Source organism: Rodentibacter rarus (assembly GCF_001998965.1).
GTDB classification, from domain to species: Bacteria; Pseudomonadota; Gammaproteobacteria; order Enterobacterales; family Pasteurellaceae; genus Rodentibacter; species Rodentibacter rarus.
Genome location: NZ_MLHJ01000124.1, coordinates 1 through 12,609 on the forward strand (window position 1 = coordinate 1; position 12,609 = coordinate 12,609).

At 38.7% G+C, this 12,609-nt stretch carries 12 protein-coding genes, 1 tRNA gene and 1 pseudogene; 4 read left to right on the plus strand and 10 right to left on the minus strand.

Features of this window, described 5'->3' with window-relative positions; all coding sequences use genetic code 11:
* The first annotated feature begins 41 nt into the window (after positions 1-41).
* Positions 42-383, plus strand: a complete 342-nt coding sequence (gpU, locus tag BKK50_RS10855) for a phage tail terminator protein (protein ID WP_077417952.1) — start codon at positions 42-44, stop codon at positions 381-383.
* Here the strand turns inward: gpU and BKK50_RS10860 are convergent.
* From BKK50_RS10860 to BKK50_RS10885, 6 genes are all read right to left on the minus strand, one after another.
* On the minus strand, positions 328-1,032 hold the full coding sequence (locus tag BKK50_RS10860) for an integrase arm-type DNA-binding domain-containing protein (protein WP_244149455.1): 705 nt from the start codon (positions 1,030-1,032) through the stop codon (positions 328-330). The two genes, gpU and BKK50_RS10860, sit on opposite strands and share 56 nt — an antisense overlap.
* Before the next feature lie 151 nt (positions 1,033-1,183).
* Positions 1,184-1,269: transfer RNA gene (locus BKK50_RS10865), tRNA-Leu, on the minus strand.
* A 21-nt stretch (positions 1,270-1,290) separates the two neighbouring features.
* Entirely contained in the window at positions 1,291-1,635 is a 345-nt protein-coding gene (secG, locus tag BKK50_RS10870) for a preprotein translocase subunit SecG (RefSeq protein WP_077417957.1), read from the minus strand.
* A 107-nt stretch (positions 1,636-1,742) separates the two neighbouring features.
* On the minus strand, positions 1,743-3,707 hold the full coding sequence (locus tag BKK50_RS10875; protein WP_077417960.1) for a DNA topoisomerase III: 1,965 nt from the start codon (positions 3,705-3,707) through the stop codon (positions 1,743-1,745).
* Positions 3,708-3,716: 9 nt separating this feature from the next.
* Complete coding sequence (gene recR, locus BKK50_RS10880) at positions 3,717-4,319, minus strand: recombination mediator RecR (RefSeq protein WP_077417963.1); 603 nt, start codon at positions 4,317-4,319, stop codon at positions 3,717-3,719.
* 60 nt (positions 4,320-4,379) lie between these two features.
* Positions 4,380-4,709 (minus strand): YbaB/EbfC family nucleoid-associated protein, encoded by a 330-nt coding sequence (locus BKK50_RS10885; protein WP_005629464.1) that lies wholly within the window; start codon positions 4,707-4,709, stop codon positions 4,380-4,382.
* A 117-nt stretch (positions 4,710-4,826) separates the two neighbouring features.
* Between BKK50_RS10885 and BKK50_RS10890 the strand changes: the two genes are divergently transcribed.
* Positions 4,827-5,918 (plus strand): metallophosphoesterase, encoded by a 1,092-nt coding sequence (locus BKK50_RS10890; protein ID WP_077417965.1) that lies wholly within the window; start codon positions 4,827-4,829, stop codon positions 5,916-5,918.
* A 43-nt stretch (positions 5,919-5,961) separates the two neighbouring features.
* Here BKK50_RS10890 and BKK50_RS10895 read toward each other — a convergent pair whose 3' ends face one another.
* Positions 5,962-6,366 (minus strand): helix-turn-helix domain-containing protein, encoded by a 405-nt coding sequence (locus BKK50_RS10895; protein WP_077417968.1) that lies wholly within the window; start codon positions 6,364-6,366, stop codon positions 5,962-5,964.
* A 131-nt stretch (positions 6,367-6,497) separates the two neighbouring features.
* Between BKK50_RS10895 and BKK50_RS10900 the strand changes: the two genes are divergently transcribed.
* Both BKK50_RS10900 and BKK50_RS10905 read left to right on the plus strand, forming a co-directional pair.
* On the plus strand, positions 6,498-7,997 hold the full coding sequence (locus BKK50_RS10900) for a factor H binding protein domain-containing protein (protein WP_077417970.1): 1,500 nt from the start codon (positions 6,498-6,500) through the stop codon (positions 7,995-7,997).
* A gap of 172 nt (positions 7,998-8,169) precedes the next feature.
* Entirely contained in the window at positions 8,170-9,594 is a 1,425-nt protein-coding gene (locus tag BKK50_RS10905; protein ID WP_077417972.1) for a surface lipoprotein assembly modifier, read from the plus strand.
* A gap of 79 nt (positions 9,595-9,673) precedes the next feature.
* Here the strand turns inward: BKK50_RS10905 and BKK50_RS10910 are convergent, their stop codons facing one another.
* The 3 genes and pseudogenes from BKK50_RS10910 to BKK50_RS10920 form a co-directional block, all read right to left on the minus strand.
* Positions 9,674-10,789, minus strand: a complete 1,116-nt coding sequence (locus BKK50_RS10910; protein WP_158074674.1) for an MFS transporter — start codon at positions 10,787-10,789, stop codon at positions 9,674-9,676.
* Positions 10,786-11,421 (minus strand): aKG-HExxH-type peptide beta-hydroxylase, encoded by a 636-nt coding sequence (locus BKK50_RS10915; protein ID WP_244149456.1) that lies wholly within the window; start codon positions 11,419-11,421, stop codon positions 10,786-10,788. Before BKK50_RS10915 ends, BKK50_RS10910 begins: the two co-directional genes overlap by 4 nt.
* Before the next feature lie 676 nt (positions 11,422-12,097).
* Positions 12,098-12,467: pseudogene (locus BKK50_RS10920) on the minus strand (transposase); the annotation flags it as partial.
* Positions 12,468-12,609: the final 142 nt, after the last annotated feature.

The following is a 12,609-nucleotide window of genomic DNA, read 5'->3' on the forward strand; positions in this document are numbered from 1 at the left end:
TGCATGATCATTAACACTTATGACATTAAGGATCAAAAAATATGCGAATCCATAATCAAATTAGAAAAGAAATTTTGGATTATTTAGTCGCCAACATGAAAGGAATAAAGAGTTTTTATAACGGCGTTCCAAAGATAACTAATGTGAAAGCCGAATTGCCTTTGATTTGCGTAACTTTGGAAAATGCGCAAGCCAATCAACATGTTGTAGGTGCTCAAGAGTGGGAAGCAGATCTCAATATCATGATTCTTGCGCCGTTTGGTGGAAGTGAGCCAGCCTTAGATGAACTTGCGGAAGAAGTTTATCAGTTACTAAAAATACAGTCGTTTAAAAGTATTTCAATGAAATATGCTCAAGGTTATTCTCGTTTTTGCCAAAATTAAATACCGCATTTACATTTAAGCAAGGATTAAACGGCAGTAAACCATAATTAACAGCATAGTTTAAAATCTCATTAATCAATCGAATAATGCGTTTTAATGTATCGCCTTTGCCTTGTTTATTTAATGGTTCTAACATTTCAATTACAACACTAGGCAGAATATCAATGACGGGCATTTTTCCGAGTGTAGGAAAAACATAAATCTCTAATCGCCGCCAATTCTTTTTTAGAGTCAGTGGCTCAATTTCAGTGGCTTTCTTTTCTTTCCACTTTTCAGCTATTGAATAAAACTGATTTTCTAATTTTTTCTCTTCTACTTGTTCTTGCTCTTTTTTCTGTGCTTGTGGATCGATTCCTTTTGCTAAAAGCGTGCGATATTCAGCACGTTTAAGGCGGGCATCAGCGAGAGAGATTTCAGGGTACTTCCCTATTTTTAGATTAGTGCGTTTTTTAGTGATGGGTGAAACATAGTTAAACAACCAAATTTTACTTCCTGACGGTTTTATTCTTAAGTTAAGCCCTTCACCATCAGAAAGATTATATTCCGTTTCTTTAGGCTTAGATTTCTCTATTTTGGTATTGTTTAAAGGTAAGACAGCCCTTGCCATATCTAGCTCCTCATCATTTTTAGTAACACAGTTTTGAGCCATGGTAACACGATTTCAAACTGTGTTACTAAAATCAGCGGTCATAGACGAAAAGCCGCGATAAGCTAAGATAGGCAAAATAGCGATAAACCCTTGTGGTTACTGGAATTAAAAAAGCCTTTCGAGAAGTTACGAAAGGCTTTGAAAAGTGTTTTGGTGCTCTGGGCGAGACTTGAACTCGCACGACCTGTGGTCACTACCCCCTCAAGATAGCGTGTCTACCAATTCCACCACCAGAGCGTTAAATTTGTCTATTTTAATTTATTGCGGGATATCACTGTTTCTATTATCTATTGCAGGTGCAACCTGTTGCTGTTGTTGAAATTGTTCGGCTGCCTGAGATAAATCATCAAAGGTACCTTTTTCAACATTGCCACGATGAGAGTTTAGGTTACCCAACACAAGTGCAATAACAAAAAAAGCGGTTGCTAAAATTGCACTGGTGCGTGTTAAAAAGTTACCTGCACCGGCAGAACCAAACATTGTGCCTGATGCACCACCACCGAAAGAAGCGCCTGCACTTGCGCCTTTGCCTTGTTGAACAAGGATAAATCCGATCAATACAATAGCGACAACAACATAAATAAATAAAAGAACTTGGTACATTTTTTCTACTCTAGATTGCGTTCTACGCAAAAACTGGGGCGAATGATATAAAGATTTCCTTTTTTTCGCAAGTTTTTTTTCTTTTTTATTATTTAATTGTATCAACTTTAATCAACTACTTTTTCACTATGAAATTCTTTCGATTTTTTGACCGCTCTTTTTTGCGGCTTTTCTGCTTTCTTCACTATTTGGCTCACGTGGCTTAACTGCCTTAAAGCATTAAAATCAACAAAACGCACTAAATCCGGCAACATTTGATTCACCCCATACATAAATTGTTGGTAGGTAGCTTGCTTTTGGCTAATATCCGTGAGCTGGGCTTCCCAATGGGCTGTCATATCCGGTTGGGTGGCAATATCCGGCAAGGCCTGAATCAAAATTCTCCCGGTTTCTGTGCTATGAATATTACGCCCTTTTTTCGTTAAAAATCCCCGTTTAAAAAGCAATTCAATAATACCGGCTCGTGTAGCTTCTGTGCCTAATCCATCTGTTTCCCGCAGAATTTTTTTCAATTCTTTATCTTGCACAAAACGGGCAATCCCTGTCATCGCAGAAAGCAAGGTGGCATCAGTGAAAGGTTTGGGCGGTTGTGTTTTTTTGCCGATCACCTCCCCTCGTTCACAATACAAAATCTGCCCTTTCTTCACAATTGGTAATAAAGGCTCTGGATTTTCCGTATCGTCTTCTTTACCAAGCAACGCTTTCCACCCCGCAACCTGCAAATTGCGAGCCTGTGCGATAAAAGTTCCCCCCGCAATATTCAGAGTGATCTTGCTTTTACGATATTCCGCATCAGGGCAAAATTGCATCAAATATTGGCGGGCAATAAGATCATAAATATAGCGTTCTTCTTGGGTTAAATTCACTGCGCGATTCTTCACCGTTGGAATGATGGCATGGTGAGCCTCCACTTTTTTATCATTCCAACAACGATTTTTTTGCTTTGTGTCTACCACGCTTGGCAAGGTTTGATAGGTTTCACTGTGAACAGCAATAGCCTTTAAGACTTGCTGACGTTCAGCAAAATGCTCCTCCGGCAAATAACGGTTATCAGAGCGGGGATAAGTGATTAAGCGGTGGGTTTCATAGAGTCGCTGGCAAATGTCCAATACCGCTTGTGCCGACAGACCAAAGCGTTTTGCCGCATCAATTTGTAAAGCGGATAATGAGTAAGGCAGAGGAGCGGTTTCTTTCTCTCTCACATCTTTATAATCCGTCACTTCCGCCGGCTGTTCTGTGATACGTTTTACCACATTTTCCGCTAAGGCTTTGGAGAGCACCCGTCCGTCTTCATCTTGATAATCTTCACACGCCTTGCTCGGTTGCCATAAGGCACTAAAAAGTGCGGTCGATTTTTCTGCTGTTTTTTCGACTTGCCCTTCAAGATTGATCCATGCCAGCACTTCATAAAAATCTTTTGGCTGAAAATGCTCGATGTCTAAATCTCGGCGAACAATTAAACCCAACACCGGGGTTTGTACTCTCCCCACAGAAAGCACACCATTATAACCGGCCTGTCGCCCACGAATGGTGTAAGCTCTTGTCATATTAATGCCATAAAGCCAATCGGCACGAGCCCTTGCCAAGGCTGAAGTGGAAAGCGGAATAAAATTACGGTTCGGCTGTAATTTATTAACGGCTTTTTCCACCGCACTGGGATTAAGATCGCTGATTAAACAGCGTTGGATCTTATCACGCTTTTCTGCACTCAGCTTCGCATAGCTAAACACCTCATCCACCAAAAGCTGCCCTTCTCGATCCGGGTCACCCGCATTGACTAATTCATCTGCCTGATGAATGAGTTTTTCCACCACTGCCAGCTGCTTTTTCGCCTCTTTACGGGGCAAAAGTTGCCATTTTTCGGGAATGATGGGTAAATGTTCTAATCGCCATTGTTTAAATTTGGGATCATAAACATCGGGTTCGGCTTGCTCCAGCAAATGCCCTACACACCAAGTCACCACATCCTTATCGCCACATTTAATAAAGCCGTCACCACGTTGATGTGGTTTAGGCAACACATCGGCAATAGCACGCGCTAAACTGGGTTTTTCAGCGATAAATAAACGCATAAGAAAAGATTAATCGATTTGGCGACGACCAAGGAAAGAATGGGTAAGGGTGGTGCCATCAACGGTTTCAAGCTCGCCACCCACCGGGATACCATGGGCGATACGGCTCACTTTAATATTGTGTTGACGACAAATTTCCGCAATATAATTTGCTGTTGCCTCCCCTTCCACGGTGGGATTGGTTGCCAAGATCACCTCATGAAAGGATTCCTCGACCAAGCGTTTTTGCAATAAATCCAACCCAATTTCACGAGGGCCAATGCCATCGAGTGGCGATAAATGCCCCATTAACACAAAATATCGACCGGAAAATTGCCCGGTTTGCTCAATGGCTTGAATATCTGCCGGCATTTCCACCACACAAAGTAAACCGGAATTTTGACGACGTGGATTATTGCAAATGTTACACACCTCTTCTTCCGTAAAATCACGACAGTGAGAACAATGCCCGATTTTAGACATCGCCTCCGTCAGCGCTCGAGCCAAATTCATCCCACCACTACGATTACGTTGCAAAAGATGATAGGCCATGCGCTGTGCAGATTTTGGCCCCACGCCCGGCAAACAACGAAGATTTTCAATGAGATGTTCTAAAAGTGGACTGCTTTGCATAATGATAAATGAAAGGGAAAATGGACATCGTGCGTGAAACCCGCTTCACGCACCAAATCATTAAAAAGGAAATTTCATTCCCGGCGGTAATGGCATACCGGCGGTGACCGATGCCATTTTTTCTTTTTGCAATTCTTCCGCACGGCGTACCGCATCATTGAATGCTGCGGCGATTAAATCTTCTAACATTTCTTTATCGTCTTCCATTAAAGAAGGATCGATATCAATACGGCGACAATTGTGTGCGCCATTAATGGTGATTTTCACTAATCCCGCCCCGGATTCACCGGTCACTTCAAGTTGTGCGATTTCTTCCTGCATTTTCTGCATTTTTTCTTGCATTTGTTGCGCTTGTTTCATCAAGCCGCCCAAACCGCCTTTTCCAAACATAATGTGTCCTTTATCAAGTCAAAAAATCGGGTGCATTCTAGCGAAAAAATTTGCCTTTGGAAACAGAGAAATTTATTATTCGCCTTTTTAAAATCATTGAGGAAAGCAGCGAATTTTATGGAAACCCGTTACTATTTTATCTTTGCCGCCGTCATCATCGCTCTGCAAGTATTTATCTTCATTTTCAACCGCACTTTGCAGTGGCTTTTTGAGGGAAAACTCACACCGAGAGGCAAAAAATATCTGGCGTTTATCACCTTTGGCATACCCAATGCCATCTTGATTGGGCAAATCCTACAACTCTTTATGGCGGCACGAGCTATCGCCTTTATCCTCGCCTTATTACTTTTTTCCGCTTTTATCAGCTTCGGTATAGCGATCATTCATTTTCTTTTCAGAGAAACAAAAACCATTGCCAAAATTGACCGCACTTTACGCCTCGCCTATCCTTTTGCCTTGGCAGGATTACTCGGGTTAAGCGTTTATAACGCCTATGTTCCACGCCTCGTGCATTATGACATCACATTAGATAAACCAATGAACCCCTTGAGAATTGGCGTGGCAAGTGATTTACATCTCGGATCATTATTTGGCGGAAAAGCCCTAGATAAACTGGCACAAATCATGGACGAACAAAAAGTCGATATCATCTTACTGCCCGGCGATATTATGGATGATAATGTTACCGCCTATTTAGCGGAAAATATGCGCCCTCATTTAGCGAAACTTCGTGCGCCATTAGGGGTTTATGCCACCCTAGGCAACCACGATTTCTTTGGGTATCAAGAAGAAATCACCGAAGAAATCCGCCAAGCCGGCATCATTCTATTAAAGGATCAAGTGGCAACCATTAATGACGAGATCGTTTTAATCGGGCGAAATGACGATCTCGAAAAAAACCGTCCAAGCACGGCAACCTTATTAAAGCAAGCCAAAGCGGATTTACCGATTATCGTCCTCGACCACCGCCCTTCCGAAGTGGAAATCCATTCCACCTTACCTTTTGATTTACAAGTTTCCGGCCACACTCACAAAGGGCAAATTTTTCCGGCAAATCTTGTCACTGCCCTTACCTACCCTATTGATTACGGCTTAGAAAAAATCGGCACCCCCTATTTTATGGTGACCTCCGGCTACGGTTTTTGGGGCATCCCAATGCGTTTAGGCTCACAATCGGAAATTGTGATTATTGATATGAAAGGGAAATAAAGTGCGGTCAAAAACGGGGATATTTTATCCCCGTTTAAATTTTCTAGTTTTGTAATTTTCTCAGCAATTCAAGCTCACGTTCTAAACCGTGAATAATTTTGTCTTTCTGTAGCAATAATTCATCTTTATGGGTAAGCATTAATTGCAATTGCTGAATGGCTTTTTCTAAATTTTCATTGCCTACGGCAAAGAGAAAATTATTGGAATTTGTGGATTCAACGACAGAATTATTAAAATAAATTTTCTCGTTTTCACCAAAAGCAAATAACTCACAAATATCCATTTCAAACACTTCTGAAATTTGTTCTAAACGCTGTAAAGTTGAACGCACTTCGCCCCGCTCAATTTTGGCATAACCCGTCACCGACATACCCAATTTATCCGCCATATTTTCTTGAGATAATTGATGTTGCTCACGCAATTGACGGATCTTCTCATTTATTTTCATAATTTACTCTCATCATAAATCACTACCTTCACACGGTAGCTCAGTGTAACTGTCGGTTAATTGTACCCAAATTAGCGCGGAATTATAATTCTTTTGGCTTTTTAATCACATTATTATTTAAGGAATCCCAAATGAAACTAAAAAATATCTCAGTAGCGACCGCACTTTTATTGGCATTAACCGGATGTGGAAGTAGTGGAGGTGGTGGTAGTAGCGATAGAGCATCGTCAACCCCAAACAACGAAATTCGTAATGATCAAAGCACACAAGATCAAGCCTCTCAACAGCAAGCCGAATTGGATAAACTCAAATCCCAACTTGAGCAAGCTGAACAAAAAGTGGCAGATGCCACCAAACGTTTAGAAGCCGAAACCGCTAAAGCCAACAGAGAAGCCCAAGCAAAACAAGCGGTACAACAAGAACTCAATAATGCTAAAACGCAACTTGCTCAAGCTGAACAAAAAGTGGCAGATACCACCAAACGTTTAGAAGCCGAAACCGCTAAAGCCAACAGAGAAGTCCAAGCAAAACAAGCGGTACAACAAGAACTCAATAATGCTAAAACGCAACTTGCTCAAGCTGAACAAAAAGTGGCAGATGCCACCAAACGTTTAGAAGCCGAAACCGCTAAAGCCAACAGCGAAGCCCAAGCAAAACAAGCGGTGCAACAAGAACTCAGTGATGCTAAAGCAACGCTTGAACAGGCGAAAAAGGACGTGGCAGAAGCGACCAAACGTTTAGAAGCCGAAACCGCTAAAGCCACCAGTGAAGACCAAGCCAAACAAGCGGTGCAAAAAGAACTCAATGATGCCAAAGCAACGCTTGAGCAAGCTCAAACCAATTTAGCAACTGCTTTAGCTAATGCCACTAAGCAAGAACAAAAAATTAATGAATTTAATGAGCTGATAAAAGAAGTTGTTGGAAATCAACAAGGTGACGGTTCAACAATTGGCGGATATGCTAATACCCAGATTGATGATTTGCCAAATGGTCTAAATTCTGCTCCTTACGTTGTGATTTACGCTGAAGATGGGCAAGGGACAGTTTCAGGCGGTTATGCCACAATTTACAAGCAAAATTATTCTGTTGTTTATGGTCGGGATATGCGATTTTTCTCTGATTCTTTGAATGCCCCTAATAATTTTCGTATTGAGGAACGCGGATTTTCTGGTGAAAAAACAACGGCACTACCAAGCGAAGGAAATGCCACCTATAAAGGTAAAGCCTTTACATCCAACCCCGCAGCCATCATTCATAGCGGTGATTTAACCTATAACGTGGATTTTGCTAATCGAACAGGTTCAGGTAAATTGTCAGGTTTCAGTGGGATTGGTGACATCAATTTGGATGAAGGGCGTATCGGTAAAACAAATCATGGGGCAGGTCCGAATTATGGGGTTGCCTCAAGTGCCTCAATGGCGGATGGTACAAGAGGGGAATATGATTTAGTCTTCTATGGTCCAGATGCCGAAGAAATTGCGGGCAACGCCTATATGTATAAGCAATTAGATAACACAATGCGTGTCAATGGTGGCACGGCAAGAAAGTATAATCAAAAAGACGAACAGGGTAATTTAATCCGTGGCACGCACATCGGTTTTGGCGGCACACGTGGCGAGATCCAAAAATAATCTTTAACCCTTAACAAAATGCCGTTTAAAACCCATTTAAACGGCATACTTTTATTCCGTTATAAAGTCAAATTATTTCAATATGTTATAAGCGGACACACGCAGTGTGTCCCTACTGTTAAAATTCTACTTTTATGTTTACGAAACAATACCGCTCTGTTGTCTATTCATTATGAAAAAAATTGCTTATTTTTTACCGCTTGTTTCCTTTTTGGCTCAGGCTGCACCAAGCCCTACGCACCGCCCTGTTTTCTTTGAAGAAACGGGCGTGCCGAAAATGGTTGAACCCGAACTAAAAACACCCGAAAAATCTACCGCACTTTCCACGCCTCAAATCTCATTAAATGAAAGCGATTCAATGCAAACCAAACTTGAAAAATTGATTAACTATGGCGTAGTGAATCAACAATGGGGCTTGCTGAAAAAATTATTACCGCTCTATCACGCACAATTCGATCACGATGCCACGCTTTACCGCTATGCGAGAGGGGCGATGTTGCGTGCCGAACGCCAATATGTTGAAGCAATTTCCCTTTATCAGCAGATTGTGAATGAAAAACCTGAGCTGGCATACCCACGTTTTGATTTGGGCGTAATGCTATTTGAAAATAAGCAATATCGCCAAGCGAAAGCCGAACTTGAGCGGGCAATACCTGATTTATCGCCACAAATGCAAGGTTTAGCCCAACGTTATTTACAAGAAATGAAAAAACGCCAAGGTTGGCAAGTAGATGCTGAGTTGCAATATACCCAAACGGACAATGTGAATAATGCCTCCGATCAGCGAGAAATTATCCTTGGCGGACTTCGTTTTCAAAAAGACGAAGAATCGCTCCCCCAAAAGGCACACGGTTTTCGTTATGGCTTTGGGCTAAATCGTGAAGTGAATGTGGCAGGCAATCATTTTGTGTCTTTCAATAGCTATTTTAACGGTGTGCATTATTGGGATAATCAAGATTACAGCGAAAAGTCCTTGTATGGAGCGCTAGGTTATCGCTATCGTTCTGCTTTGCAATCTTTCGGATTAATGCCTTTTTTTGAGCAAAATTGGTTAGGTTCACCACGCTATAGTAAAAACTATGGCGTAACTGCAAATTTTCATCGAGAATTGACCGCACTTTGGTCGATTTCCGGCTCACTTTCCCATGCCCAAAAACGCTATGCTGAAAGCAATGTGGCTCGCAGACACAATGGCTATATCAATGGGGCAAGCCTTTCATTTAGTTATCAAGCCAAGCCGAATTGTTTGATCTTTGGTGGATTGGAAGGAAGTCTGGATCGCAGCAAAGATAAGGCGGAAACCTCCACCAGAGTTGGGGGAAATATTGGCTCTGTGTGGGAAATCAAAGATTTTGTCACTCGTGTCAGCCTGCGTTATGTAAAGCGGAATTTCCAAGCGGAAAACTTCTATTTCCCAGAGAAAAAACGGCAGGATAAGGAATATAGCTTTAACGCTACTGTTTGGCATAACAAGTTGCAATGGAAAGGCTTTATTCCCAAATTGAATTATCGTTATCGTAAAATTGATAGCAATATTCCCGAATTTTATTCACGAAAAAGCGGGGAGTTTTTTATTTCTATTGAAAAGAACTTCTAAAAAGTGCGGTCAAAAACGGGGATGTTTTATCCCCGTTTTATTCTAAACACCATTTTCTGTTATGAAAGCAGCTTTTACTTTAGCTTTTATCCTCTACTTGTTTTATCCTATTCATTATCCATTTCAATATAATCAATAACATGATAATAATCGGCAAGATATATTTTTCTAAGGTTAAAAAGTAGGAAGATAAAGTGATACTTATTGCGATAAATACATTAAAGGCTATAAAGTAATATTTAGACAACCTCTTCCCTTTCTCTATAATGATTGAATCGACACCGGTTGAAAAAAACATCTCTAAGTAAGTGATACCTATAACAAATAAGATCATAAAAAGATAACTATCATTAAAAACAAAAAAGAGAAAATAAGCGATTGAGCATATTGTATAAGATAGAAAAACTGCATTATAGACACCAATAAGCTCAGTCATCAATGAAAAGGTTTTTATTTGAAGAAAAATAATCATTATTGTGTTTATTGCAACTAAGGTTGCATAAAATGCTTTATCATCTTTTCTCTCTAAACTAATTGGGATATTTTTCTCATAAGTCAGATAAAAAATAGAAAACAAAAGACAAGAGATAAATATAAACAATAATAAGCCATTATCTAAATTAACTTCATGATCGTTGACTGATAAATCTTCAGATTTTATCGCAGAAATACCCTCTAACATCAAAGTGAGTAAAAATAACAATAGGTTCAATATTAAAGCAATAAAAATCATTGTATTCGCATCATCAGCTATCATTAGCAATATTGGCGTTATTGATACGCCTATATTGTTTAATGTAAATCTTCTCGAAAGGCTAAGAGAAATATTTTCAGATGTCGTTTGTATATAAATTTTTGATGCGGTTGTGAATAAAGAAGCTGAGAGTGAGCTTAGTGCCACTAATGTTATTGCACCATAAAATGTTTGTTCAAAAAAGAAATAAAAATAGGCAATCAGCTTTATTAAAGCAGAGAGTATAATAATATTTTTTATACTAATTTTTTTAGATAGAGGAATAAATAAAAAAGAAAAAATAGAAACGCCCCAAAATTTTAAAGAAAAAAGGAATGAGATATTTTCTTCTGTTAATGAGGTGTCTAAAAGGAAAAATATGACTATCGTCAGTGGCAAGGTGGATACAATAGAGTTTAATAAAAACATCGTATCCACCAATAAGTTTTTTCTTAAATTCAATTTAGCTCCCATTCTATCTTGATAGCATTTAAGATATTCTCACCTAAAGGAGTTGTTTTTGCATTAGCTCTAACAGTAGCATAAGTTTCCTTTAGTTTTTTTAATGAATCATTATATTTTTGAATAGCTTCATCTAAATATTCGTAATTTTTATCAGATATAATTTTTTTAAAAGTTCCACAAACCCTATTTAATACAAATAAAGCATGAAATAGCCCTATCATTGGACGAAGATCCTTTCTTAACGGAGCTGGAAATCTTTCCTTTGGTGCATTTGTTACCAATTCATCTTTAGCATTCAAAATATTCAATGCGGTGTGAGCACACTCGTGTATAATATGATCTATATAATATAAAATAGAATGAGATAATTTTATATAAATAAACATCGTCCCCCACATATAGAAATTTGTTCCAGATCGCATAAAACGGTCTCCATTTTTTCCTTCTCTTGTTAAATGGATAGAATCAATATACTCTTCAATTTCATTAGATGATGAAATATCATATTTTTTTATATCTCTTAGCGTAATTTTGATTTTATTTACTTCTTCTTTAATTAATTTAGAATCATTTTTATGACAAAAACCAAAACCTAACTGATTATCGTCTTTAATAATTTCTAGAATCATTTCTGTTCTGTTTCTAAAGAATTATCTTCAAATAAGGGAACTAAACTAATTCCCGGCTCTCTCTCCTGAGATGTAATATAATTCAGGAAAAAATTCAGTTTATCAAAATCATTCTTTTCTGCTGATTTTATAGCTAAATAATGTACGGCAGCAGTTTTCCAATGTAGAGAAAAATTATCTATTGGGGATAGTTCAGAAAATTCCCTTAAATAATTTAGCGAATTTAATATATCGAGAGTAAAGCGTTTTTTATTTCTGTATAACTATAATTTGTTGTCACAATATTCATTTCCCGTTCCACTTTATCATAAGAAAAAGACATAGCCTTGGATGGCTATACTTTTTTTATTAGTTATGGCTAAAAGACCAGCCTGAAATTGCAGATTTGATCTTTAATAGTTTAGATGAATCAAGTTTTTTCATAAGAATTCTCCTACTATAAATTATAGTTAAATATTAGGTGCACATTTATATGTGCAATTCAAAGGTAGAATAATAAAACCAAAAAGTCAACACATTTTTAACATTTTTTTAAATTAATTTTCATTTTATAATAAAAAAGAGGTTGACCTCTCTAGTTTGTGGAATAACTTTAGGGATTGTCCTAGATAACTAACTTAATATGCCCTTAACTAATTATTTTAAAATGGAAATTTAATGCTGTGATTAAAATGCCATTCACATCAAGCACATCATAACTTCGGTAGAAATCGGTGTAAACGATACTGTCGGGCTTCAACTTTTCTCGAATAATCGGTAAAAGTGTTGCTGATGTCGTATTCGGAACAACGATGGTATACACCTTACCGTCACGTTTTAAAAGTCCGAACACAGCGTACCTGCATCGCCATGACCTTATTTACCTTGCGGGTTTCGCCAAAATAGCGTTCATCGGCTTCAATTTCACCTTCAAACATCTCTATATATGAGCTATTTTGATAGATAAGCAACCGTAGATGATGGAAGTAATAGACCGTGATCGTTTTGTTCACATTTACTAACTCAGTGGTTATTCAAGCAGTGACGCCAGCTACAAACAGCTCGATGAGTTTATTTTATTTATGCTGACTTAGACGGATTTTTCTCATTTGGTTATCTTAACCTAAATAGAGCTTTTAGTTGTTATCTAAGACAGCTCCTTATTTTTTATAATTATTTTATTTGAATTTAATAAGGGGCTGTACTAGA